The 25723-nt window shown below is 65.5% G+C and carries 19 protein-coding genes; 8 read left to right on the forward strand and 11 right to left on the reverse strand.

The window, feature by feature from the left end; translation table 11 throughout:
• The first annotated feature begins 43 nt into the window (after positions 1–43).
• Genes ACYPYD_RS07525 through ACYPYD_RS07540 form a run of 4 tightly spaced genes read left to right on the forward strand, consistent with a single transcriptional unit; the run spans position 44 to position 4953 of the window.
• A complete protein-coding gene (locus ACYPYD_RS07525; RefSeq protein WP_459662662.1) occupies positions 44–1192 on the forward strand; it encodes an LLM class flavin-dependent oxidoreductase in 1149 nt (382 codons plus the stop codon).
• Positions 1185–2522 (forward strand): MFS transporter, encoded by a 1338-nt coding sequence (locus ACYPYD_RS07530; protein WP_459662663.1) that lies wholly within the window; start codon positions 1185–1187, stop codon positions 2520–2522. Before ACYPYD_RS07525 ends, ACYPYD_RS07530 begins: the two co-directional genes overlap by 8 nt.
• A complete protein-coding gene (locus tag ACYPYD_RS07535; RefSeq protein WP_459662664.1) occupies positions 2519–3652 on the forward strand; it encodes a serine hydrolase domain-containing protein in 1134 nt (377 codons plus the stop codon). The genes ACYPYD_RS07530 and ACYPYD_RS07535 overlap by 4 nt, the downstream gene beginning before the upstream one ends.
• Positions 3649–4953: an MFS transporter gene (locus ACYPYD_RS07540; protein ID WP_459662665.1), complete on the forward strand. Its 1305-nt coding sequence runs from the start codon at positions 3649–3651 to the stop codon at positions 4951–4953. The genes ACYPYD_RS07535 and ACYPYD_RS07540 overlap by 4 nt, the downstream gene beginning before the upstream one ends.
• A gap of 453 nt (positions 4954–5406) precedes the next feature.
• Here ACYPYD_RS07540 and ACYPYD_RS07545 read toward each other — a convergent pair whose 3' ends face one another.
• From ACYPYD_RS07545 to ACYPYD_RS07595, 11 genes are all read right to left on the reverse strand, one after another.
• The gene (locus ACYPYD_RS07545; protein WP_459662666.1) at positions 5407–7719 is read right to left on the reverse strand and encodes a heparinase II/III domain-containing protein; all 2313 of its coding nucleotides are present in this window, start codon (positions 7717–7719) and stop codon (positions 5407–5409) included.
• 60 nt (positions 7720–7779) lie between these two features.
• Entirely contained in the window at positions 7780–9750 is a 1971-nt protein-coding gene (locus ACYPYD_RS07550) for a glycoside hydrolase family 97 protein (protein WP_459662667.1), read from the reverse strand.
• Between the two features lie 30 nt (positions 9751–9780).
• Positions 9781–11265 (reverse strand): glycosyl hydrolase family 28 protein, encoded by a 1485-nt coding sequence (locus ACYPYD_RS07555; protein WP_459662668.1) that lies wholly within the window; start codon positions 11263–11265, stop codon positions 9781–9783.
• 29 nt (positions 11266–11294) lie between these two features.
• Complete coding sequence (locus tag ACYPYD_RS07560) at positions 11295–13958, reverse strand: TonB-dependent receptor domain-containing protein (protein WP_459662669.1); 2664 nt, start codon at positions 13956–13958, stop codon at positions 11295–11297.
• A 128-nt stretch (positions 13959–14086) separates the two neighbouring features.
• A complete protein-coding gene (locus ACYPYD_RS07565; protein ID WP_459662670.1) occupies positions 14087–15109 on the reverse strand; it encodes a sugar kinase in 1023 nt (340 codons plus the stop codon).
• Complete coding sequence (kduD, locus tag ACYPYD_RS07570; protein WP_459662671.1) at positions 15109–15864, reverse strand: 2-dehydro-3-deoxy-D-gluconate 5-dehydrogenase KduD; 756 nt, start codon at positions 15862–15864, stop codon at positions 15109–15111. The genes ACYPYD_RS07565 and kduD overlap by 1 nt, the downstream gene beginning before the upstream one ends.
• A gap of 122 nt (positions 15865–15986) precedes the next feature.
• A complete protein-coding gene (kduI, locus tag ACYPYD_RS07575; protein WP_459662672.1) occupies positions 15987–16823 on the reverse strand; it encodes a 5-dehydro-4-deoxy-D-glucuronate isomerase in 837 nt (278 codons plus the stop codon).
• 52 nt (positions 16824–16875) lie between these two features.
• Positions 16876–17700, reverse strand: a complete 825-nt coding sequence (locus ACYPYD_RS07580) for a class I mannose-6-phosphate isomerase (RefSeq protein WP_459662673.1) — start codon at positions 17698–17700, stop codon at positions 16876–16878.
• Complete coding sequence (locus tag ACYPYD_RS07585; RefSeq protein WP_459662674.1) at positions 17697–17825, reverse strand: hypothetical protein; 129 nt, start codon at positions 17823–17825, stop codon at positions 17697–17699. The genes ACYPYD_RS07580 and ACYPYD_RS07585 overlap by 4 nt, the downstream gene beginning before the upstream one ends.
• Positions 17822–19000, reverse strand: coding sequence for a glycoside hydrolase family 88 protein (locus tag ACYPYD_RS07590; RefSeq protein WP_459662675.1), 1179 nt, complete (start codon positions 18998–19000; stop codon positions 17822–17824). The genes ACYPYD_RS07585 and ACYPYD_RS07590 overlap by 4 nt, the downstream gene beginning before the upstream one ends.
• On the reverse strand, positions 19000–20292 hold the full coding sequence (locus ACYPYD_RS07595) for an oligosaccharide MFS transporter (protein WP_459662676.1): 1293 nt from the start codon (positions 20290–20292) through the stop codon (positions 19000–19002). The genes ACYPYD_RS07590 and ACYPYD_RS07595 overlap by 1 nt, the downstream gene beginning before the upstream one ends.
• A 205-nt stretch (positions 20293–20497) precedes the next feature.
• Here ACYPYD_RS07595 and ACYPYD_RS07600 point away from each other — a divergent pair, with 205 nt between their 5' ends.
• From ACYPYD_RS07600 to ACYPYD_RS07615, 4 genes are read left to right on the forward strand one after another with little or no spacing between them, the layout of a single operon-like run.
• Positions 20498–21562: a LacI family DNA-binding transcriptional regulator gene (locus ACYPYD_RS07600; protein WP_459662677.1), complete on the forward strand. Its 1065-nt coding sequence runs from the start codon at positions 20498–20500 to the stop codon at positions 21560–21562.
• A gap of 48 nt (positions 21563–21610) precedes the next feature.
• Positions 21611–22498, forward strand: coding sequence for an ROK family protein (locus ACYPYD_RS07605; RefSeq protein ID WP_459662678.1), 888 nt, complete (start codon positions 21611–21613; stop codon positions 22496–22498).
• 59 nt (positions 22499–22557) lie between these two features.
• A complete protein-coding gene (locus ACYPYD_RS07610) occupies positions 22558–24228 on the forward strand; it encodes a glycoside hydrolase family 43 protein (RefSeq protein WP_459662679.1) in 1671 nt (556 codons plus the stop codon).
• Positions 24225–25637 carry a glycosyl hydrolase family 28 protein gene (locus ACYPYD_RS07615; protein ID WP_459662680.1) on the forward strand — a complete coding sequence of 471 codons (1413 nt, stop codon included), beginning with the start codon at positions 24225–24227 and terminating at the stop codon, positions 25635–25637. Before ACYPYD_RS07610 ends, ACYPYD_RS07615 begins: the two co-directional genes overlap by 4 nt.
• Positions 25638–25723 lie beyond the last annotated feature (86 nt).

The raw sequence follows: 25723 nt of genomic DNA on the forward strand, positions 1-25723 counted from the left end.
CTTCGGCGGGCCGGGTGATCTTTATTCAGGAAGGCGCGATCCGATGCCCATCGAAATCACGGGGATCATGTCCCATCACGTGTCCAACGAGGACATGGTGCTGCCGCCCAAGGTCTTCGACAAGGCGGTGCTGCGCTCCCATGCGCAGGCGCACGAGCAGGCCGGGTTCGACCGCGTGCTGATCGCGCAGAGTTCCTACTGGCCCGATTCCATGCCGGTCGCCGCCTACATGGCGGGCGTGACCGAGCGACTGGGTTTCATGGTCGCGCATCGCCCCGGCTTCGTTTCGCCGACAATGGCCGCGCGCCAGTTCGCGACGCTGGACCACCTGAGCGACGGGCGCGCCGCGATCCACATCATCACCGCCGCCAACGACCGCGAGACGCAGTGCGACGGCGATTTCCTCACCAAGGAGGAACGCTACCACCGCAGCCGTGAATTCGTGGAGGTGCTGCGCCGGATGTGGGCCGCGAAGGAGCCCGTCACGCACGAGGGGCGGTTCTACAAATTCAACGAAAGCCTGCCCGAGATCGGCCCTTACGAACGCTCCGCAATCCCGGTCTACTGGGCGGGCGGCTCGCCGGTCTCCATCCAGTACGCGGGCGAATGCGCCGATATTTACGCGGTCGGCATGGAATCGCTCGCCGATACCGGCGCGGCGATCGAGCGGATCAGGGCATCGGCCGCCGAGGCCGGGCGCACCATCGCGGCGCAGGGTACGGTGCGCTACATCCTTGGTCGTACAGAGGGCGAGGCGTGGGACAACGCGCGCGAGATCCTGCGCAAGTTCGTCGCCAATGGGGAAGAACGCCTGAAGCTGACCGGCAACAGCTGGTTCCAGCCCGGTGGCCGCACGGAGAAGGACTTCTCCAACGCGGCGGGCATATCGAACGAGGATCGCTTCGGGGCGCTGACCGGATCGGACTCGGTGCTGGACGAACGGCTGTGGATCGGCCCGCAGCGGCAGGGCATCCCCATGGCACCCTCGCTGGTCGGCACGCCCGAGCAAGTGACTGAAGCGATCATGCGTTACTACGACCTTGGCATGACCGGGGTGCTGTTCCGCGGCTTCGACCTTTACGAGGACGCGCTGCGGGCGGGGGACGAACTGATCCCGCGCCTCAAGGTCGCTGCGCTCGATCGCGATGCTGCTGCGGTACGCCAGATCGCGGGCGAACCGCAGCATGCCTGACGCCGATCAGCGCGCGCCGCTGTCCGTCGCCATCGCCTGGGGCTCCGGTTCGTTCTGTCAAAGTCTGGTGATCTACGCCTACAGTGTACTCGTACTGCGCTATCTCACCGATACCGTCGGGCTCGCGGCAGCGCTGGCGGGGACGCTGATGGCCGTGTTCAAAATCTACGACGCCCTGATCAACCCGGTGATCGGCTGGTTCACCGACCGGATCGACACCCCGATGGGCAGGCGCAGGCCCTGGCTGCTGCTGGGCGGGGTCTTCTCCGCCGCCTCGCTGGTTCTGGGCTTCAACATTCCGGTTGATGCTCCCATGGCGCAGAAGATCGCCTGGGCCTGCCTTGGCCAGTTCCTGTTCTCCACGGGCTTCTCGCTTTTCGCGATCCCCTGGCTGGCGATGCCGCAGGAGATTTCGGGCAGCGGGCGGCAGCGCACGCAGATGATGGCGTGGCGCGTGGGCTTCTCCTCGCTGGCACAGGGCGCGGCATCGCTCAGCGGGCCGATGCTGCTGGCGGCGCTGGGCATGGGCGCGGCGGCCTATGGCGCGATGGGCTGGACGATGGGGGCACTGTGCCTGGCGGGCGCGCTCGGCACGGTGATCTTCACCCGCCACGCGCGCACGCGGGTGGTCGAGAGCGGCGCCCGCCCGGCGCTGGGCGCGCAGTTCGGGCTGCTGCTGACCAACCGCCCGTTCCTGGTGCTGGTAGGGGTGAAGGTGTGCCTCTACTTCGGGCTGGCCGTGGCCGCATCCGGCATGGCGCTGCTGACGCGCTGGGTCTTCGCCTTCAGCGACTACTGGCTGGGCATCTACACGATGGTGAGCACGCTGGCGCTGCTCGCCTCCCAACCCGTGTGGCTGTGGCTGAGCGGCAGGCTGGCGACGCGCGGCGCGCTGGCCTGCGCTTTCGCGCTCCATGGCCTTTCGCAGCTCTCGCTGTTCTTCAACGCCGGTTCGGTGCCGCTCCTGATGGTGCAGGCACTGCTGCTGGGCGCGGGCGGAGGGGGCGTCTTCATGCTCAGTCAGGCGTTGCTGCCCGACGTGATCGAGCACGATTACCGCCGCACAGGCCTGCGCCGGGGCGGGGCCTTCGCGGGCGTCGTATCGCTGCTGGAAACCGGATCTTCGGCGCTCGCGCTGTTCGTGCTGGGCCTTGCGCTGTCGGCGGGCGGCTACCTCGCGGGCGTGGCGGGACAGGCGGGGCAGCCGCCGCAGGCGATCGAGGCGATCCGCTGGTGCGCCTGTGTGCTGCCCGCTGTGGCCGAACTGGCGGGCATCCTGCTGCTGACCCGGTTTCGCCTCGACCGCGAACCCGAAGGAGCCGTCGCATGAGGACCATTGCCGCTCTTCTCCTCGCCCTCTCGGCAGACGCCGCTGCCGCGCAAGACATGCCGCCCGCCTACAAGCGCAACTTCGATACGCAGGACGGCTCGCTCGACCGCGTGGCGCGCTGGGACAAGTACGTGCCGACCGAAAGGATCGAAGGTGCGCCGGGCCGCCCGCTCGCCATGGCGCGCGTCGACGAGCGCAGCATCCGGCCCGAAGCGCTGGCCGCCGCGAAGGCGCAGGCGGACGCTTCCAACACGATGGCGCTGTTGGTCTATGCGCACGGCAAGGTGCAGATGGAGGAATACGCGCCGGGCTTTTCGGCCGCGTCGCAGTTCGACAGCTATTCCAGCGCCAAGGGGCTGCTTGCCCTTGCCGTGATGATCGGCGTCGACAAGGGCTATCTGCGGCTCGACGACCCGGCATCGCGCTATATCCCTGCATGGCGTACCGACGGGCGCAAGGCGATCACGGTGGGCGACCTGCTGTGGATGCAGAGCGGGCTCGCCATCGGCAGCTTCGAGGTCAAGCCCTACAATCCGGTGCTGGACATGTTCATCGGGCTCGACATCAAGCCCTTCGGCGATGGCGCCCCGCTGGCCCGTCCGCCGGGCGAGGCGTTCGAGTTCAACCACATGAACGCGCAGGCCCTGCACGACGTTCTCGTCGCCGCCAGCGGCGTGCGCTACGCCGCGTTCCTGTCGCGCCACTTGTGGAAGCCGCTGGGCCTGCGCGACGCGATGGTGGCGCTGGACCATGAAGGGGGAGAGGCGCGCACGGTCTGCTGCTTCGTCAACACCCCGCGCAACTGGCTGCGCATCGGCGTGATGCTGGCGAACGGGGGCAGGTTCGCGGGGCGGCGCATCCTCTCCGAACGCAATGCGCGCCTGCTGGCCATCCCCGCGCCGCGGAGCCCAGCATTCGGGATGTTCATGCAGGTGGCCAACCCGAACGGAAAGCCGGGCGATCCCAATACCGGCTTCCACGCTGACGACCTCTACTACTTCGAGGGACACGGCGGGCAGCGGCTCTACATAGTCCCGTCGCGCGGCCTCGTAGCGTACCGTACCGGGCGCGTGGACTACAAGTGGGACGACGTGCGCTTCGCCAACACCCTGCTGGACGGCCTGAAGTGAGCAAGCCCGCAGGCGCGCGGGGCATCGCCTGGGCATCCGGCGCGTTCCCGCAGGCCATCGCCTTCAACGCCTTCGCGGTGTTGTTCTTCCGCTACCTCACCGATACGGTCGGGCTGGAGGCGGCGCTGGTGGGCACGATCATCGGCGCGTCGAAGTTCTACGACGCGCTGATCGCGCCGGGCATCGGCCACCTGACCGATCGGATCGACACGCCGATGGGACGCCGCCGCCCTTGGATGCTGGCGGGTGGGCTGGCCATGGCGGCATCGCTGGTCGCCTGCTTCAACATCCCGGTCGAGGCGTCCTACGCCGCGCGGATGGCGTGGGCGGCGGCGGGATACTTCGCTTTCGCGACGGGCTATATGGTCTTCGCCATTCCCTGGCTGGCGATGCCGCCCGAGGTCACGCCGAGCGTTCAGGCCCGCACCGGCATGATGGCCTGGCGCGTGGCGTTCTCCTCGGTGGGGCAGGGACTGGCGACTTCGATCGGTCCGATGCTGCTGGCTGCCGTCGGGGCTGGAGCGATGGGATATCGGCTGCTCGGCTGGGGGCTGGGTGGCCTGTGCTTCTGCGGTACGCTCATCACCGTGATCGCGACGCGCGGTGTCGCCCGCACGGCCCTTCCTGCGCGCCCGCCAGCGGGTGAACGAGCGCAGTGGCGCAGCCTGCTGGCCAACCGGCCTTTCGTGACGCTGCTGTCGCTTAAGGCGGCGCTCTATTTCGGCCTTGGCTTTAACGGAGCGGCGCTGGCCATGCTGACGCGCTGGGTGATCGGCGTATCGGACTACTGGTTGGGCATCTTCACGCTGGCGCTGGTCGCCATGTCGCTGCTGTCGCAGCCGGGTTGGGTCTGGCTGGCGGGGCGGTTCGGCAAGCGGCGGGCGCTGACGGTTGCCTTCGCGGGGCTTGCGAGCTTCCACCTGACGCTGGCTTTCAATGCCGACTCCACGGCGCTGCTGGTGGCGCAGGCCTGCGCGCTCGGCGTGTTCGGAGGAGGCGTCTACATGCTCACGCAGTCGCTCCTGCCCGATGTAATCGAGCATGACGCGAAGCTGACGGGTCGGCAGCGCGGCGGGTTGTTCGCGGGCGCGGTCTCGTTCCTTGAAACCGCGTCGTCCGCGCTCGCCATCTTCGTAATGGGCCTGATGCTGTCGGTCTTCGGCTATGTCGAGGGGATGACGCCGGGAACCGCGCAACCCGCATCGGCGCGATTGGCCATCATCCTGTGCGGAGCGGTGATCCCGGCATGCTTCGAACTGATCTCGCTCACGATCCTGCGCAAGCTCGATCCGGACTTATAAGGGTGCCGCCAGAGCGCCGGCCAAATGCGCGGGTTCGCTATCTTGCAGGCTCGGATGGCGTGCGTGGTCGCCGTGGTCCCGTGAGCCACGTCGCCAGCAGCGCTTCCTTCCATGCCATTGAATCGATCGCACTATCAAATCGTGGGCCCAAGCAACTTTTTCACTGCATTGCCACGCGGCATGAGCGAAAACTCAGTTTTGAGGAAGGGGGTCGCGCCGGAACATCTGTTATCAGAACAACTGTCTTCGAATAGCGGACCGGCTGCATTTGAGGTTCGACAATTTTGCATCGAATGACCGACAAGGGTCGACCGCAGAACGCTTGCTAAGCGCCCGTCGACATGGTTCCGAGATAGGCGAGATTTCTTAAGCCGTTCAAGGCGGAGAAGGGCCTTTCGATGACTCCTTGCTCATTGACTTCCCTCTTCCGTGAGTGTTGCGAAGGTGGGGTAGTCAGTTCGTTCTGGGCAATACGGCCTGGCCGTTTTCGCACGCGACCGTCCCCTCTATGCTCGCCACCTGCACGGGAGCGGAACAGGCGATGCGAACATTCCCGTGGGTGCCGCTGAACTGAACCTGTGTGCTGGCTCCCATCGCGAGATGTGCGGTGAGCTTCGCCAGCGAGTCAAAAATGACCGCGCCGGAGCGGCGGACATAGCTGGCATCCACAACCATGATCTCGTCAGGGCCCGTGATTGCGTCACGGCGCGCGGGGTGGCTGACAGCCAGAATGTAAGCGTCAGTGTCGAGCCCGGCTATCGTGGCATTGGCATTGCGATGGCGAAGTCTTCCGTCTGCCAGAAGGTTGAAGTAGACCTCGGTGATGCGATCGGTGCCAGTGATGCGCACGCCGATCCAGTCCGTGCCTTCAATGCGCCCGATCCTTGACGCAAGCTTACCGTCGACGCGGGGTTGCAGGGCAACCAGGAACTTCTCGCGATCGCTCTCCCCGACGGGCTGGAAGCCGAGGTAGGTTTGCTTGATTTTCGGGTCCTCGTCGGCGAGACCCTCATGGCTGACGAGACGCAGGGCATAAGGATAGTCGGTCGGCAAGCCGCCGTCCGGCAGAGCCGCCGGGAACAGCGGCGTGACATCGACACCAGCGTCCCCGTCGCGAATTTCGACTGTCTGGCCTTTGCGCGTCGCCGTACCGCCATGATGCAGCAGCCATTCGAACTGGCCGGGATCGCGGCTGCGCAAGTCGTCGATGAGGAGGATCGTGTCTCCCACCCACAGGATGTTGCGGTAGTTGCGCTGGAAATATCGGCTCGTCGGACCGGTGGCATCCGCCCAAGCGTAGCGAATGTTGGGGGTATCGAGCACGTGGTCAATCGTGCCCATCGATGCCGACCCGTCATACAGGTCGCTGGCAGGCTCAGCCCGGCCGTCGATAGTGACGACGTTGTGGGCTTCGCTTTGCCGGTAGTAGCCATCGTACTCCGGCGTTGAGTAGCTCGAATGACCGGAATCCGCAATCAGCGTGCGCCCTTTATGGTAGAGGATGAAGCTGCCGGCATCGGCGTGGTTGTGGTTCCAGGTGAACCCGGATTTGACCCCGAGGAGCGTGGCATCGGCGGACCAGTCGCTGCGCATGGTCAGCAGGCCCTGGTCGCGCGATACGTAAGTGCGCGATGCGCCGCTGGATGCTGATATTGACGCGCGTGCCGAGGCGTCCGGGAGATAGGGAAGGTTGGTGGCATCCTTCCATGCATCTTTCGCGGGCACGCCAGAGAAACCGGCGATGTACTTCAGGTACTCGGGATTGTGGTCGCCGAGCGCCCACAGGTCGGCCAAGGTGTGGCAACCGCAACTTGGCGGGCGGCTGTCTCCGAAGTTGAGCGATACCCACCCCTTGCTGCGGGGATAGCTGGTGGCGAGAAAATATCCCGCGATCTTGTCGAGACCCTTGATGGGGGAGGGCGCTGTGCCCATCGCCTCGGTCCACGAGCGGCGGAAAAGCATCAGGCTGTGCAATGCCAACTCGGCGTAGGAGACAGTCTCCGAGTAGGCCCCGTCGCTTCCGAAGGTGGGAGGCTTGCTGCCGATGCGTGTGCCCGGGAACTCGAACCATTCCACGCTCGCCTCATCGATGCGGCGAGCCCACTCGAGGCCACGCGGATCGTCCTCGCGCACGGCAAGAGCGGCGACGCCGGCGCCGAAGACGATATGCGCCCACCAGTTATGCCCCATCGTGTCGAGCGCATGGATGCGCTTTGCGCCATCGACCCAGTCGTCCATGATCGGGAGGATGGCGCCTCGGATGAGGCCCTGGACGATGGTCTGGCGGTCGGCTTGCGACAGCGTGTCGCGCACGGCGTCATAAGCAATGCCGGTGCTCGCGGCGGCATAACCCATCCCGAGGTCGGATCTCCAGGGCGGATCGCGGCGCGCGAGGGGGGTGTCGGTCAGCCAGTCTTTTCTGGCCGCGCGATGCAGCAGGAGGGCCTTGGCTCCTTGCGCGTACTTCGCCTGTCCCGTGACGCGGAATGCGAGCCCCAGCGCTTCCAGAGCACTGTCGATCTCGCGGTCGCCGCGCGGCGGCGAGGACAGCGCCTTGTCCGCCGTCTTGCGCAGGGCATTCCAGCGCGCGCGGGCTTCCGGGTCGCTGGCGACGAGTTGCTTCACCCGCGCGATGTTGCCGGGATTAAATGCCAGGGTGGCAGGCGATGATCCGATCTGCTCGTGCGCCTGGCCCTGTGCCATCGCGGGCGCGGTTGACAGTATCACGGCCATGGCGGCCAGAACACTTCGCATCATTTCATCCATTCCCCGTCCAGGCCGTAGCGCCTGGACAATTTGCCGCACGGTTCGTTGTCGGGCCCATGATCACATCACGCGTTCGAAGAGGATCGCCTGGCCGCCGCTCGGTTGCATCACGACGGTCAGGGTAGCCGCAGGAGTCACGTCGCGCCGGGAGATGTCCACCTTGGTCAGCCGGGGCTCCTGCGCTCGGGCGCCGTCGGCAAAGACTTTCGCCTGCCATTTGCCTTCGCCCAGGAACGCGAGGGGAACCTGGATCGTGCGCGCTTCCTCGTTGGTCATCGCGCCCAGGAACCAGCGATTGCCGCTTCGCCGGGCGACCGCCACATATTCGCCGGGCTCGCCAGCGATGGGATGGGTCTCGTCCCAGGTCGTAGGACACTCGTCGAACCAGTGCAGCGAAGGCCAGTTTCCGGTGCGGTACTTGGCCGGAGCGTCGTACCAGTAGAGGAACGTGAGCGGATTATAGTAAACGGCCGCCATCGCCAGTTGGTGCGCGTTGGTGGTCTTGTTCATGTAATGGTCGTAGCAGATCGTATAGTCGATCGGACCAGACAGCGCGCGGGTGAAGGGCAGGGTGACGTTGTGCCTTGCGGTTGGGAACTGTTCGTTCCCGCGCACCCCTTCGAGTGCGACGTAGTTCGGCAAGGTGCGCTCCAGCCCGGCAGGACGCAGGTTGTCGTGCAGGTTCACCAAGAGGCGGTTGTCGCCGCAGGTCTTCACGAGGTTGTAGATCCAGTCCACATCCTCCTGCCGTCCTTCCCAGATGAAGCCGAACTTGATCCCGGCGATGCCCCACTTTCTGTAGGTGGTGACGATGGCATCGAGCTGGCGCATCGCGGGCACACGGTCGACGTAGACGATTGTGCCAATCCCCTTCGCGCGCGCGGCGGCAACGATGCCCTCGATGTCGAAGCCGTCGATGGGGCGGGTCGCATCACTGGGGTCGGTGCCGTCGCCATACCAGTGCGCATCGAACTCGATGTAGTCGAGCTTGCGCTCGTAAGCGAAGGCGATGCCTTCCATCGCTCCGGCGTTCGAATAGGGTTTGCGGATGCGGAAGGCGCGGCCCGGGCGGATCCAGTCTTCGGAGCCCAGCCTGTCCGGCGTGGCAAGGGTGGGGACGAGTCCAGCCTTGTCGATCAGCGCGGCAGGACGTTCGCCGACCATTATGACGCGCCAAGGCGTCGTGAAAGGCGCTTCGACGGCGAACACGGGAGCAGCATGGGTGTCACCGGGCCCCGAATAGCCGGTGGCGCGGCCGGGATAGTGCATCAGGCGGCTGACCATGGTCTGCTCGTCCTCGCCGGGCGCGAACATCATGCGCGGGTAGTGCAGCCGGTCGGATTCGCACAGCAGCATGGCAAGGCCTGCAGGCGTCTGGGCCAGCGCCGGCGTGTCGGCCAGCGCGCCCTTGTCGGTGCTGGCGGTCAATTCGGGATGGGGCGCAGGTGCTATGCGGCCCGGCGAGGAGACGGCGTATTCGCCCTCGTCGCGGCTGGTCCAGACGCGGGTCTCCGCTGGCATGCGGAATTCGATCTGCTCGCCGCCCAGCGTAACGGACTTCTTTGGCGCGGAGATCAGGACGAAGCGGCAGGCGATGCCGTCATCGTGCGCAAGCAGGCGGATTGCGAAACGGATGCGCGTCCGGCGGTCCTCGAACCGGGCTTCCAGCTGGTTTGCCCTGCCGTCATAGCGCGCGGCAATGCCGTAAGGGGGCTGCCAGGTGCCATCGACAGGCGTGATTTCCGAGCCGAGGAACTTCGCATCCGGTCCGAGGCGTTTGCCATCGCCCAGCACGAGCGCCAACCGCGATGGCTCCAGCATGACGGCATCGCCGTGCCGGGCCGCCCAGCGCGGGTGCTCGCCGCGCGATGCGGGAACGAGCAGTTCGAGCGTGGTGCGTCCATCGGGCGATGAGACGGTCAGGCCCTGACCCGCTCCCGGAGAGTTGGCCTGGGCTATAGGGATGGTTGCGACCATGCCCGTAGCAGCAGCGCCAAGGCTTGCCAGGACGGTGCGGCGATTGGTCTTCATGCTTATTCTCTCCCGGCGGGCGTGCAGTCATCAGCGGATGCGGAAGCCCTCGACATGCTTGCCCACCACCATATCCGCCGCCTGCGGGGTGTCGATGCGCTGACCGGCGATGCTGAGGTTCTCGATCGTGACGTTGCGAACGGCGGTCTTCGCGGAAAGGCCCGAGATGATCGACTGGCTCGGCATGCCTTCGCCAGTGAAGGTGACGTTGCGGATGGTAACACCGTCGATCCCGCGTCCCGGCGCCTTGTTGTAGCGGGCGTTGTTGCCGGCGACGATGTTGATCAGCTTGCCTTCCTCGATCCTGTCGACGCGGATGTTGCTGAAGGTGATATTGCGGATCAGCGTGCTGTCGCCCGAATAGGCCGCGATCGCGCCCTCCCAGTCGGGATCGTCCTCGTCGAGATTGGCGATGTCGATGTTGTCGAAGGTCACGTCGCGGATCGTGCGCGGGTCGGCATTGTCGCCGAAATGCCCGATATAGAGCGCGTGGGCCACATCGTTCCAGATGCGCAGGTTGCGAACCGAGATATCGAAGGTGTCCCCCGGCGGGTCGATGTCGGGAATGCCCGTCTGCGCCGCCCGCTGCCGGCACAGCGGACAATCGGCAACAGCGTAGACCACCACGGCGTCATCGGACACGCGCAGATAGCCGCCGTCCACCGAGACATTTTGCGAGGTGGAGATGTTGATCCCGTCCGACCACTTGCCCGAGGTGAAGCCTGTGACATTGCGCAGCGCGACATTGCTGGAGTTGCGGATGTTGATGACCCGCGCGGCGTCCTTGCGGTCGCTGTTGACCATGATCAGGTCCGAGATCGCGACGTTCTGCGCTTTCTCGAGGTCGATCCCCCGTCCGGGATCCCAGAGCATCCCGCGCCCCGATATCTTGACGTCCTTCACGCCTTCCAGTGCGAAGGCGCCTTTCAGGACGGCTCCGCCTGCAAGGTAGATGCGCTCTCCCGACTTGACCGGGAACACGTCGCTGCCCTCAGGCGGGACATGGAGCCCGGGTTCGAAGACGCGCACGTTCGGACCGTTCGGTGCGGCTGCGGGCACGGCGCCGGCCAAGATGTGCAGATTGTGAAGCCGGTCGTCATCGAACTGGAGCGAGAAGCTCTCCGGACGGGTCAGCGTCATGCGCACCAGACTTCCGTTGCGTTCTGGCTTCACTGCGCTCGACAGTGGTGCAACGGTGATCTTATCGAAGCGGCCGTTATTCTTGAGGACTTCGATTTCCACGGTGCCCTGAAAATCGAAATACACCATGGAGGCATTCTGCCTCGTGTCCGTGTCGACCTGTACGCGGTACTCGTAGAGATCCTGCCATGCTCCGCCCGGCTTGCGCACGCGGACGGTGAAGTCGTCGTTATGCGCGGCATAGAGCAGTCCCTTCGGCACGGGATAGACCTGCAGAGCATCGTCCGCCGCGAGAACGGCAGGGGCCGCCGCGCAGGACAATGCGATAGCGGCAAGGCCGATGCCGGTCCGGCGCAGGATCGCGGGTTTGCGCATCGAAGTGGCTCCTGAGCTGTGCGATCGCATCAGAAATTCGCTGTCCCGGTCAGGAAGAACGAGCGCGGCTGGGTGGTAAGGATACCAGTGGTCGCATTGGGGTACATGCTGATGATCTGGGCCTGCGACAGTCCCGAGACTGGCAGGTTAGGGTTCTGGATGGAGAAGATGCCGATGTCGTTGAACACGTTGTTGACGTTGAAGCCGAGGCGGAAGTCGGGCGTCACTTCGTAGGACAGCGACAGGTCGGTCTGGGTCTGCGTGGGGAACGTCGTCAGCCCCGTGAAGCTCGACGGACGGGAGCCCAGATAGGTGAAGTTGACGAGAGCCGTGAACGGACCCGTCGCGTATTCCACGCCGATGCGTCCCTGCACCTTTGCAAGGTTCTCAAGCTTGCTGTCAGGATAGGCTTCCAGCTGATCGTCTGCCCGGCCCGTCTGCCCCATGTTCCAGTTGTACCATTCGAGCGCCTTGCCCTTCTGGAGCGTCACGGCCGCCGTCAGCCGCAGCTGGCGCGTCACGCGGACATCGCCCTCGATCTCGACCCCGTAGACCCTTGTCTTGTTGAAGGCGGGCGTGGTTACGTAAGTCGTGCCGTCAAGGTCGGTCCCCTGGCCGACGACGTTCACCTTGTCGAGCAGGGTGAGGAACGGGGTCAGCGTCAAGCGAACAGCAGGGCTCACATAGCTGAAGCCCGCTTCGTACTGGGTGATCAGCGGCGGCGTGATCGGCTGGTTCTGCGCCTTGAACACGGTGTCGTACCCGCCCCAAAGTCCGTCGCCGTTCTTCTTGCCGCGGGCGTAGCGGACATAGGCCGAGAAGCGATCGGAGAAACGGTAGTTGGCGGCCGCCGTATAGTTCACGAAGCTCAACTTCTTGTCGAAGGGCACTTCGCGGTTCAGCACGCCCACGAGATTGTCGTAGATCGTCAGCGGGTCGCCATCGACGCCGCCGTAAGCGCGGTCGCGCGCCTGCGGGTTCGCCGAGGCAAGCAGGTTCGTGCCCTTGTAGCCGAAGCGCTCGTAGCGGATGCCGGCGTCCAGGGTGAGATGGTCGGTCGCCTTCCAGTTGAGGCCGCCGAACAGCGAGGTCGAGCGGTTCTTCACGGTGTTGCGTACCGGCGCGGTACCGATGGAACCGAACCCGGCGGGATTGGTCATCTGATAGACATTGCCGGTCGCGGCGTCGGTGAATGTGACTTGGGTTGCCTCCATGTCGGACTCGATCGGGGCGATGTAGCCGCCGGGCGGCAGCAGTTCGCGCACGAACTTCGAACGCGAGAGATAGCCACCGGCGGTCACGGTCAGACGGCCGATCCGCTTGGAAATCGTCAACTGATCGATGAACGACTGCTCGTCGAAATCGGTCGAGGTGCCGGTCCCCGAAGTGACGCCGTTGGCCAGAACCTGCTGGTTGGGCAGATTGTTGGTCAGCACCGTGTAGCCGCTGGCGGCGCTGGCCACGCGGGCGAGCAACTGGCCGTTGCTGCCGGTCACCGTGATCGTTCCCGGAACGCGGCTGAGCCCTGCGGCGCTGAAGCCCAGGTTGTTCCAAAGGTTCTGGTTGTCCAGGCCGAACGTTCCGACGCCGTTCTGATTGAGCTTCAGGCGGTTGTCGTTGTACCGGAAGTGATTGCTGATCTGGAGCGTGTCGTCGACATCGTGCTCCCACTTGAGGCCCACGGTCCGCGCGACGGTGTGGTCGAGATTGTCCGGATCGAAGCGCTGGCTGTCCACGACGCCTGATCCGGGGATGGTGAAGGCCGATTTGCGGCCTAGCGTGTAGTTGTCATAGCGCGACAGGCCGGGCGCGATTTGCGGCTCGTCGAAGCCGATCGAGGGGATACGCTCGGAATCGTAGGATCCGTTGTGATCGTCGAGGTACTTGCCGTAGAGGACCAGCGAGCCGGAGCCGTAGTTCCAGCCCAGCGATGCCTTGATCTGCCCGCCCCGGTTGAACGGATAGGCGGTCGGCCGTGCGCCGAACGAACGGCGATAGAACCCGCCTATTGACCCGTAGACGCCGCTCTCACCGAATTCGGTGCCGTAGTAGGCGTCCGCACGCTGATAGGGCTGGCTTTTGCCTTCGAGACCGAGGCGAACCGAAGCCACGCCACCGTCGTGATCGGTGAGGGCGTTCTTGGAGATGTAGTTGAACAGACCGCCGGGTGCGTTGGGCCCCGTAACAGTCGCGCTGCCGCCGCGCAGCGCCTCGACGCGCTTCAGCGTCAGGTCCTGACGATAGAAACTGTCGGGCTGGAAGCCGCTGCCCTGGATGCCGATCACCGGCAGGCCATCGTCGAGCAATGCAACGAAGTAGTAGCCCGATGTCGCGGACTGCGTTCCGACCGACAAGCCGCGCGCATAGACGATGTTGCGCGCCTCGCCGATCGACGAGTTCACATAAACACCCGGCACGTTCTTCAGAAGGTCGGCCGCGCTGACCGGGGCCGAGCGCTGCACCGTATCTGAATCTATGGTCGAGATGGCGACGGCGGCGTCACGCTTGGCCGTGCGGTTGAGCACGCCGGTGACGATAATCTCGTTGGCCGAGGCATCCTGTGGAGCCTGGGGCGCAGGGGCGGCGTCCTGCGCAAAAGCCGGAAATGCCGAGCACGAGGCCAGAAGCAGCGAGGCCAGTCTGGCTGTTGTGGATACGCGTCCGCGGCAGCGGAGCGAGGCGTTGCGATTCATGTGCGCTCTCCCGAGGGCGTCTGGTTGTTGCAAATCTGATATCGATATCAGTCGATACGTGCAAGGGGATATCGATACCATGGGTTTGTCTTTCCGATGTTTCGAGGTCGGACGGCTTGCGCGCTGGCCTAGCGCCGCACGTCGCCGCCACTGGCCGAGAACGCCTCAAGTTCGTCCGGTCCAACAAGACACATGTCGCCCGGCACGGTATGCTTGAGCACGGTATAGGCGAGGCCCGCCTGCGCGGTGGCGACGAGGTCCGCGCCCCGTAGCCACTTGTGCAGCACGCCTGCGGCAAAGGCGTCTCCGGTGCCGATGCGATCGACGATGCCGGTAACGTCCACCTCGCTCGTCTGGTGCGCCGCGTCCCGCGCATCGAGGCGTGCGGCGATGCGGTGATGGCCGGAGTTCACAACGTGCCGCGCGGTCGAGGCGATCAGCTGCAGCTTGGGGAACGCCGCGAACGCGGCCAGCGCCGCTTCGCGCCGCCGGTCGGAGCCGTCGCCGGAGAACGCCTCGCCCAGCAGCAGCGAGATGTCGCGGTGGTTGCCGATCATGACGGTGGCCGACTGCATCAGGTCGGTCAGGACGGCGCGCGGATCGCTGTCCCAGGCATCCCACAGCAGGGCACGGTAATTGCCGTCAAAACAGACAGGCACGCCGGCGCTGTTGGCCGCGGCGACGGCGGCCCCTGCAAGCGCGACGCCTCCGGGGCCGAGCGCCGGCGTGATGCCCGACAGGTGGAGCAGTCGGGCGCCCTCGAGCGCGGAGGCGAAGTCGAACTGGTCCGCCCTGGAGGTTGCGAACACGGAACCCGCGCGATCGTAAGTGATCGACGAAGGCCGAAGACCAGCCCCGCTCTCGAGGAAGTAGAGGCCCATGCGACCGGCATCGCGCCCGACGTGGGCGGTATCGATCCCGGCGGCATTCAGGGCCGCGCGCGCCTTGTCGCCCAAGGGACTGGACGGCAGGCGCGTCAGCATCTTCACGTCATGGCCCAGCGAGGCGAGCCCTGCCGCGACATTGGCCTCGGCCCCGCCGACGACCATGTCCAGCGCATCGCACTGCACCGTCAGCCGCGCGCCCGGCGTGGCGAAGCGCAGCAGGACTTCGCCGAAGGTGACGACGTGGCCAGAAGCGCTATGGGTCATCAGCGCGCCAGCCAGCCGCCGTCGACGGCGAGGACCTGACCCGTCACGTAGTCCGATGCCTGCGAGGCGAGGAACACGGCGGCGCCCGCGATATCCTCGGGACGGCCCCAGCGGCCGGTCGGGATGCGCTCGAGGATCTGGCGGTTGCGCGTCTCGTCGGCGGATAGCGCAGCGGTGTTGTTGGTGGTGATATAGCCCGGCGCAATCGCGTTGACCTGCACACCCCTGGGCGCCAGTTCGTTCGCCATCGCCTTGGTGACGCCGGAGACGCCCGACTTCGCCGCCGCATAGCTGGGCACGCGGATGCCGCCCTGGAAGGTCAGCAGCGAGGCGATGTTGACGATCTTGCCGTAGCCACGTTCGGTCATGCCCTTCGCCGCCGCCTGGCTGAGGAAGAACAGGGTCTTGAGGTTGGTGTCCATCACCGCGTCCCAGTCCTCTTCGGAGAACTGCAGCAGGTCGTCGCGGCGGATGATACCGGCGTTGTTGACGAGGATGTCGACCTTGCCGAGACCCGCCACCGCTTCGTCGATGACCCGCTGCACCGGCTCGATGCTCGACAGGTCGGCCTTGATGTTGACCGCCTTGCGGCCCGTCGCGGCGATCAGCGCCAGCGTCTCGGTCGGCTCGGAACGGCCCGCGACGGCGACATCGGCGCCTGCCTCGGCCAGCGCGACGGCGATGGCCTGGCCGATGCCGGTGTTGGCGCCGGTGACGAGCGCGGTCTTGCCCGTCAGGTCGAAGGAAATTGCCATGATACCCTCTCTCGTCATTGCGAGCGCAGCGAAGCAACCCAGAGCGGTTGCGACGCTGGCTCGATGGATTGCTTCGTCGCTGCGCTCCTCGCAATAACGAGCGTAGGGGGGTAAGCGAAGGCTTACTGGAGCTGGCAGATATCCAGCACGTTCATGTCGGTGTAGTCGAGGTTCTCGCCGCCCATCGCCCAGATGAAGGCGTACTTCTTGGTGCCCGAACCCATGTGGATCGACCACGGCGGGCTGATGACGGCCTCTTCGTTGGCGATGACGATGTGACGCATCTGGTCCGGCTCGCCCATGTAGTGGAAGATGCGGTCGTTCTCTTCGGGCAGCTCGAAGTACAGGTAGATTTCCGAGCGGCGGTCGTGGAGGTGCGGCGGCATGGTGTTCCAGACCGAGCCTTCTTCCAGCACGGTCAGGCCGAGCAGCAGCTGCGCGCTCTCGCACACGCCGGGGATCACAAGCTGGTAGATCGTGCGCTGGTTAGAATTGGCGAGGTCGCCGCGCGCCAGCGGGTTCGCCTGATCGAGCGTGATGTGCTTGATCGGCAGCGCCTTATGGGCCGGGACCGACGCGATGTAGAAGAGCGCGCCCTCACCCTCGAAGATCACCTCGTTCGTGCCCATGGGGACGTAGAGGCATTCCTTGTTCTTCATCTCGAAGCGCTGGCCGTCGACGGTGATCGCGCCGGGGCCGCCGATGTTGGTGATGCCCGCCTCGCGGCGCTCGAAGAAGGACTTGCCCTCGGCGCTCTTGGGAACGGTCTGCAGCGGCAACGGGAGCGGCTCAGCGCCCGGAACCGCGCCGCCGATGATGAAGCGCTCATTGTGCGAGTAGTTGAGGTTGACCTCGCCGGCCTTGAACATGCCGGTGACCAGGTAGCGGTCGCGCAGTTCTTCGTTGGAGACACACTCCATCATGTCCGGATGGGTGGCGTGGTACGTCTTGCAGAACACTGGTTTCCCTCCTTGGGGTATCGGTTTGTCTGAAGCTGTTCGAATTCGTGGTCTAGTCTCGCCCCAGCGGCGACACGCGGGCGACAAGCGCATGCATTGGCCCTTCGGCGGCAATGTCGCAGGGGCCCTCGGAAACCCAGCACTCGCCCGCGGTCCAGCGATGTCCGTCGATGAGGCCGTGACCCTTGATCGGCACGAACCAGGAGACGTCGTCGGCGAGGGTGAACGTATCGCCATCGGCCCCGACGATGCTGTCCACGCTGAAAGGCGCATTATCCGGCTCGACCAGGCATTCGTGCTCGTTTGCGGACACCGTCCGTTCGGGCATGCAATAGGGGCCCAGCTGTGCCACGGCGAGGCCGGGTTCGAGGTGGAGCTCGCGGGGGCGGCCGTAGTCGTAGAGGCGATACGTGACGTCGGCGCTCTGCTGGATTTCCACGATCTGCAGGCCCGCTCCGACGGCATGGATCGTTCCGGCCGGAATGTAGAAGAAGTTGCCCGGGCTGACCGGCTTCCAGTCGAGGAGATCCTGCAGCGATCCGTCGAGAGCGGCGGACCTGACCGCAGCGGCATCCATGTCAGCGAGCAGGCCTATGCCCAGCCGCGCATCCGCCTCTGCTTCGACGACATACCAGCACTCCGACTTTCCACGCGGCAGGCCTACGGCCAGCGCATCGGCATCGTTCGGGTGCACCTGGACCGACAGCTTCTCGCTCGTGAACAGATACTTCACGAGCAGTGTCGAGGCATTCATCGGTGCGTCGGTGAACCAGACCTCGCCGACCCGGTCGCCGGACAGGGACGGGAATGCGGACGGGACATCGGTGATCCCCCAGGGCTTCGATACACTGCGTGTAGTGAGGCGATGGACGGTCATTGACTGCTGCCTTCCACGGCTTTCGCGAGATTGATGATGACCCGGCGGTATCGGGTCAGCGCTGGAAATCTACGGTCGGTCACCTGCAGGATGGCGTAGATCGGCTTCGCCAAACCATGCGTCACGCCCAGTAGGGCGACCAGGGACGACGCAGGCGCATCAGGCCCTCGAGATAGAAGTAATCGCCCCAGATGCAGGCTTCATCGACGCCAGCCTTGTTAGGCATGTGGTAGACGCCGTGAAGGAGCAGCGCGTTGGACCCGTCGACAGGCGCGAGATAGTCTTCCGAGAGCGTCTTCATGATTGCGACGGCCCAGGCCTCGTAGGTCTCGCGAAGGGCATCGGACAGCGGCAGTGCCTGGGCCAGCTCCAGCAGACCGCAGGCGGCGATGGCGGCTGCCGAGCTGTCCCTGTCGACACCCTCGTTATCGGTAAAGATCAGGTCCCAGCAGCAGATGCCATCGTCGGGAAGACGGTTGAGGAAGTGGTTCGCCAGCCGCGAGGCGAGGTCAAGGTAGTGCTGCCTGCCGGTGTGCCGCCAGGCGAGAGCGAAGCCATAAATGCCCCAGGCCTGTCCGCGCGCCCAGCTGCTGTCGTCGGAGTAGCCCTGGTGCGTGCTGCCGTGGCGCGGTTCGCCGGTGACGGTGTCGATGTAATAGGTATGGAACGTCGAGGCATCGGGGCGCACCAGCAGGCGCGCGGCCTGTTCGAGATGCTGGTCGGCCGCGGCCGCGAAGCGGGGGTCGCCTGTCTCGCGGGTCGCCCAGTAGAGCAGCGGCACGTTGAGGTTGCAGTCGATGATCATGCGGCCGCGTTCGGCGGGCACGTCCATGTCGCCCCATGCCTGGATGACCTTCGCCACCGCGTCGAAGCGCGCCAGCAGCTGTGCCGCCGCGGCGACGCCGGCATCCCTCGCGTTGCGATCGCCCGTCAGGCGATGACCGGCGCAGGAGGACAAGGTGTAGAGGAAGCCGAGGTCGTGATGATCGACGTTGATGCGCTTGTCGATCCGGTTGGCGAACGAGGCGAGGTTCTGCACCGCGATCTTGCGGTACTTGTCCGCCCCCGTGAATTCCCACGAGAGCCACAGCATCCCGGTCCAGAAGCCGTTGGTCCACTCGACATTGTCGATGGGGCCGTAGATGTCGCTCTCGCTCGAGGGCGCGGGAAAATGGGTATCGAACTGCGGCAGCATGCGGTCGACCCGCGCCAGTGCCGCGGCGATCCAGGCGTCGACCAGATCCGGACCCGGGCGTTCGAGCGCGCGGAGAGCCAGGTCCTCGAAGGTAACTTCACTCATCAAAGAGCATCCTCATAGCGGCGAACGTCCGGTGCGGAGGCGATCGCGGCGGTGTCGGGCGCCTGTCCAGCCTTAGGAGAGACAGGCGTGTATTCGGGCGGGGTCGCGGCAAGGGAAATCGCCGACCAGATCCAGAAGAAGAACGCGAAGCCCGCGATCAGGAAGTACGTGTGCTGGAAGCCGAACAGGTCGTAGCCAGTGCCGGCAAGCGGCGAGAGGATGGCAAGGCCAAGCGAATGGCCGAAGCTGACGCCGACCATGTAGACCGTCGAGGCGAACCGGCTCTCGAAGTGGTAGGCGATGTAGCGAAAGATCGAGACGGCCAGGATCGGCAGTTCCACGGCGTGCGCCATCTTGCACATAGAGATCGTGACCGGACCGATCGCGAAGCCCGACCCCGCGATGCGAATGATCATGATCATCGCCGCCAGCAGCAGCCCGCGGGTGGCGCCGATCCGGCGCACGATGAGCGGAGCCACGAACATTCCCCCGGCTTCCACGAAGATCTGCGCCGCGTTGAGGTAGCCGAACATCGCGTTGCCTTCCTCGGGCGTGGCGAAGAGCGAGGAGAAGTAGAACGGGAACTGCTGGTCGTAGACGAGGTAGAGGTTGGTAACCCCCAGGATCAGGATCATGAACCGCCAAAAACGGGCCTGGCTGAACAGGGCGAGCGTGTCGCGCAGCTTCAGCTGGTCGGCCGCATGCTGCGCTTCCTCGTCCGGTTCAATTCTGGCAAGGCGGATCAGCGGGATCAGCGCCAGGCCGGCGAGGCTGGCAAGGAAGAAGTTGATCGCCGGATCGAGGTTGTAGAGACGGCCGGAGAATGCCGCAGCCGTCGCGAAGCCGATCGAGCCCCACAGCCGGGTGCGGCTGTATTCGAAACCGTAGCGCCGGCCGACACGGTCGACGTAGCTCTCCAGGGCATAGCTGCCGGCCATGAAGGTGAAGCCGAGATAGATCCCGCCCGCGGCCGCGCCGAGCGGCAGGCTCCATCGCAGCAGCGGCGCATAGACATACAGGAAGAACGGCCCGGCAAGGATCACCAGCGAGGCGATCATGACCGGCACCACTTTGCGAAAGCCCATGCGATCGGACAGGAAACCGTAGGCCGGCTGGGCCAGCATCGCCCCGATCGAGTTGACGGCGAAGACCGTCCCGGCCTGTGCGCCATTCAGGTGCAGCGAGCGGGTCAGCCAGATGGACAGCAGCGACATCGCCATCGCCTGCGCGAAGAAGAACGCGAACAGGAAGGCGCCCAGAACCGCGTAGTTTCTTTGTCGATTGGCAAGCACGGCATCCTCGTTCGCTGCGTGGCGGCTGCTTCGATCTCGCGAACGCGCCGCATTCTGTTATCGATATCACGTATGCAGCTGCGATTCCGGTTTGGCAAGGGCCTAACTTGACACATGGCCAAGAGAGGTTATCGATATCAGTAAGGGAAGTGCGTCACCGTACCGGGTGCTCGCTGGCCGTGACGGCCCCTGGAGAGGCAATTTGATGGCAAATGAGTCGAAGCGCAAGGATGGCGGCGCGAAGAGTGCGCATCGCCCTGTCGTGACGATCCATGATGTGGCGCGGCATGCCGGCGTATCATCGATGACGGTGTCGCGGGTGATGACCGGCAAGCGGCATGTCAGCGAAGCGATGCGCGAACGGGTGAATGCCGCGATCGCCGAACTCGAGTATTCGCCCAATCTCAATGCGCGCAGTTTTTCGAGCGCGGTGCGGGTAGGGGCGATCTATTCCAATCCCTCCTCGTCGAACCTCGGCACCTTCCTCATGGGCGCGTTTCGCCAGAGCGGGGAGAGCGGCTGCCAGTTCCTCATCGAGCCGGGCGCGAACGAGGCGGAAGCCATCGCCAGCCTCCATCGTCTTGTCGAGGCGCGCATCGGCGGGGTCATCCTGCCGCCGCCGCTGTGCGATTCGCAGGCGCTCCTCGATCTCGCGGCGAGCGCGGACGTGATCCCGCTCGCCTTCGCGACGGCCATACCTCGCGAAGGCATCTCGGCCATCATCGTCGATGACTACAAGGGTGCCTTCGACATGACGCGCTACCTCATCGGCAAGGGGCACCGCGCGATCGGCTTCATCCAGGGCGATCCGGCGCATTCGCCGTCCCAGCGCCGAGAGCAGGGCTACCGCGCGGCCATGGCAGGCGCATCGCTGACGATCCGCGACGAATGGATCGCGCCGGGGCTGTTCAGCTACCGCTCGGGGCTCGATGCCGCGCACAAGCTGCTCGATCAGGCCAACCGACCGACCGCGATCTTCGCCAGCAACGACGACATGGCGGCGGCCGTCACCGCGGTTGCCCATGGCCTGGGCCTGCGGATCCCGGGCGACCTCAGCATCGCCGGCTTCGACGACGCGCAGATCGCCGCCACCATCTGGCCCGAGCTTACCACCATCCGTCAGCCGATCTCGGACATGGCGTCGCGCGCTGTCGCGCTGCTGAGCGACCAGGTGCGCGAGGCACGGACCGGCGCACGGCCGGAAGTGAAGCATGTGCGCGAGATGCTGACACTGGTCGAACGCGCCTCGACCGGCGCACCGATCGACTGAACCGGCTGCGCCTGCAGCCATCCAGACATTTCGCGAAAGGAAAATCGCATGACCATCTTCGGCGCGATCGAAGCGGGGGGCACCAAGTTCGTCTGCGCGGTGGGCAGTTCGGGTGGCGGCTCGCTGCGCACCGTCACCATCCCGACGCGCGATCCCGATGCCACCTTTGCGGACGTGGAGACATTCTTCCGCTCGGCGGCGGACCTTGGCCCCTTGGCGGGACTGGGTATCGCCAGCTTCGGGCCCGTCGGCGTCGACCCGGCCGGGCCGCAGTACGGCCACATCCTGGCGACGCCCAAGCCGGGCTGGGAGGGCACCGACATGATCGCGCGCGCGCGCGGTTTTCTTGACCTGCCGATCGGGCTCGATACCGATGTCAACGCCGCCGCCCTCGCGGAGATCGCGGCGATAGGCGGGGGGCTGCGGGATCTTGCCTATGTCACGGTCGGCACCGGGATCGGGGTCGGTCTCGTGAGCGCCGGCCGTACCGTCCATGGCATCGGTCATCCCGAGGCCGGGCACATCCCGGTCCGGCGCCATCCGGCGCATGGCGATTTCGCCGGACTGTGCCCCTTCCACGGGGATTGCCTCGAGGGCCTTGCGGCGGGCCCCGCCGTGGCCGCGGCGTGGGACCTCACGCCGTCCCACGTCCCTCACGACCATCCGTTCTGGGATGTCGAGGCGAGCTATCTCGCACAGCTGTGTGCCTCGCTGTTCCTGACCACCGGGCCGCAGCGCATCGTTCTCGGCGGAGGGGTGATGAAGCAGGAGCGCCTGCTGCCGCTGATCCGGGCCCGCACGCTCGAATTGCTGGGCGGCTATGTCCATGCGCTGCGCACGATCGACGACATGGAGCGCGCGATCGTGTCGCCCGCATGCAGGGAGCCGTCCGGACTGGTCGGGGCCTTCCTGCTCGCCGAGGACGCCGCAGCCTGACCCGGGAGAAGACCATGCTTCGCACGAGCTTGCTTTCGCTCGCGGCGCTTGCCGCATGTATGACCGCAGGCGCATCCGCTGGAGCAGGTGCCGGTGAGGGACGCTGGATCGCCGATCAGGGTGACGGCACTTATCGCAATCCGGTGCTGGCGGGCGACTATTCGGACCCCGATGCCGTTCGGGTCGGCGACGATTTCTATCTCGTGTCGTCCTCGTTCACGGATGTGCCGGGCCTGCCGATCCTCCACTCGCGCGACCTCGTCAACTGGACGCTGATCGGTCATGCCCTTCGCCGTCTCCCCCCTGACGACCATTATCGCACCGCCCGGCGCGGAGGAGGAGTGTGGGCCCCCGCAATCCGTCATCGCGATGGTCGCTTCGTCATCTACTATCCCGACCCGGACCGTGGCATCTTCATGGTCTCGGCGATCGACCCGAAGGGGCCATGGAGCGAGCCGGTGCTGGTGGACGGGACCACCTGCGCGATTGATCCGGCGCCGTTCTGGGACGATGACGGCACCGGCTGGCTCGCATACGCCTTCGCGAAGAGCCGGGCGGGCAAGGCGAACCTCATCGCGCTCAAGCGGCTGAATGCGGCAGGCACCAGGACTGAAGGCCCCGAACGCATCATCATTGACGCCGGGCGAATGCCCAAGATCGCGACGAGCCTCGGGCCGCGTCCCTGGCAGACGACCGAAGGGCCCAAGCTCTACAAGCGCGGTGGCTGGTACTACGTGTTCGTGCCCAGTGGCAGCGTCAAGGGCGGCTGGCAGGGCGTGTTCCGCAGTCGCAGGATCACGGGTCCCTATGAGGGGCGCAATGCGATGGATCAGGGCGGCACGGCGATCAACGGGCCGCACCAGGGCGCGTGGGTCGACACGCCGGGCGGCGAGGACTGGTTCCTCCATTTCCAGGATCGCGATGCCTATGGGCGGATCGTCTCCCTCCAGCCGATGCGCTGGAAGGACGGCTGGCCGGTGATCGGGACCGACACCGATGGTGACGGCCGCGGCGAGCCGGTGCTCGTGCATCGCAAACCCGGCGTGGCGACACAGCAGGTCGCGGCGCCGGTTGCCGATGACGAATTCGATCAAGGCTTTTCTCTCGGCTGGCAGTTCGGCAGCAACCCCGGAGACGACTGGGCCAGCGTCGAGGACGGATGGCTGAAGCTCAAGTCGGTGACGGGATCCGCGGACCTGTACGAGACCGGGGCGGTGCTGTCGCAGAAGCTTCCGGGACCGGCGTTCTGCGCGAGCACGCTGATGCGCTTTGCGCCCCAGCGGATCGGCGAGCGGGCCGGGCTGGCGGTGCACGGGGTCAACTTTGCATGGATTGGCCTGGAGAACCGCCCCGAAGGCATTCAGGTAGTGCAGGTGCGCAAGGACGACGAGCGTCCCGGCATGCCGATCGCCGAGACGGCCGGGCCGCTGCTGAAGCAGGATCGCGTCTGGCTCAGGGCCTGCGCCAAGCCGGTCATGGTGGATGTGCCGCCCCCCGACTTCGCGCCCTACTGGCCCTCGATGCTGCGCGATACCCGCATGGCGGTGCGCTTCGCCTACAGTCTTGACGGCGTGCGGTACGAAGAGCTGGGATCGACGTTCGAAGCCAGGCAGGGACGCTGGGTCGGCGCCCAGATCGGCCTTTTCGCGCAGGCTGCCCTGGGTACGCCGGCCGCGGTCGCGACGAGTGTCGGATACGCGCGGTACGACTGGTGGAGGATCGGGCAGTGAAAGTCCTGGCGGTCGTCGCGCTCGGCGCGCTTGCCGTTGGACTTCCCGCACAGGCCGCGCCGCCCGCCGCGCCCGGGGTTCTCGAGGTCTACCCGCCGCCGCCGGGCAGCGACTACTACACTTCGTTCGACGACACTTTCACCGTACGGGTACGACAGCCCGGAGGGGAATGGCGGGACCTGTACGAATACCGCGTCATGGTCGATCTCGACAAGCCGCAGCCCGCCTCGATGGTCACCTTCGGTATTCGCGGTCCGGTCGAGGTGGCGATCCAGAAGAACAACGGCGCGGTTCGTCACGTTGCCGTTCGGCCCGCGTCGCGCGGCATCGAGGCCAGGCTCGTCGGCGCGATCGCATACCTGAAGCTGGATGGCCCGGCGAACCTGTCGGTCGAGTTCGACGATGATCGTCTTCACAACCTCCATCTCTTCGCCAATCCGATCTATCCGGCCGCCAAGCCCGCGAAAGGGCGCAAGCTCGTGGCGTTCGGTCCCGGCATTCATGTCCCGCCGCCAGGGCAGGACAGCTTCCGCTTCGAATCGAATACCGACGTGCGCCTTGCCGGCGGCGCGATCCTCAAGGGGCAGGTCGATGTCGCCAACGCCCATGACGTGCGTATCGTCGGGCCGGGTATCCTCAAGGGCGGCAAGGAGGGGATAACCGTTCTCCATTCCCAGGCCATCGAGATCGACGGTCCGATCGTGATCAACCCGGGCCATTATACCTTGATGTGCGGACAATCGCACGGGTTGAAGGTTCGCAATCTGCGCACCTTCAGTGCGGGCGGCTGGACCGACGGCATCGACCTGATGGCCTGCTCGGACGTCCACATCGACGGCGCATTCCTGCGGACTTCCGACGATGCCGTGGCGATCTATGCCGATCGCTGGGACTATCATGGCGATGCGCGCAACTATCTCGTGGAGAACTCCACGCTCTGGGCGGACGTCGCTCATCCGGTGAACATCGGGCTTCACGGCAGCAAGGATGAGCCGCGTACGATCGAGAACCTGGTGTTCCGCAACATCGACATCCTCGATCACGACGAGGACGACCGCGACTATCAGGGCGCGCTGGCGATCACCGATGGCGACAACAACCTGGTCCGCAACGTGGTGTTCGACGACATCCGCATAGACCGGATCGAGGAGGGCATGCTGTTCAATTTCCGGGTGGTCTTCAACCAGAAGTACAGCCTTGCTCCGGGGCGCGGGATCGAGAGCATCGTGATGCGTAACGTCCGCTCGCGCGGCGGGAACGCGAAACGCCCCGTCATCGCCGGATTCGACGCCCACAGGAGCGTGCACGATGTCAGCCTTGTCGATGTAGGCGGACCGGATGGGGCCCGGTCGCTCGAGGATATCGATGTCGGACCCTACGCGGAACGGGTCTCGACCTCACCGCAATAATCCTGACCGCGCTGATGTGAAAAATGGGTCGCCGGCGGAGGAGCCGGCGACCCATCAGGCTTGAGAGGGTTTCATTGGGAGGAGTC

The organism is Novosphingobium sp. 11B (genome assembly GCF_054589055.1).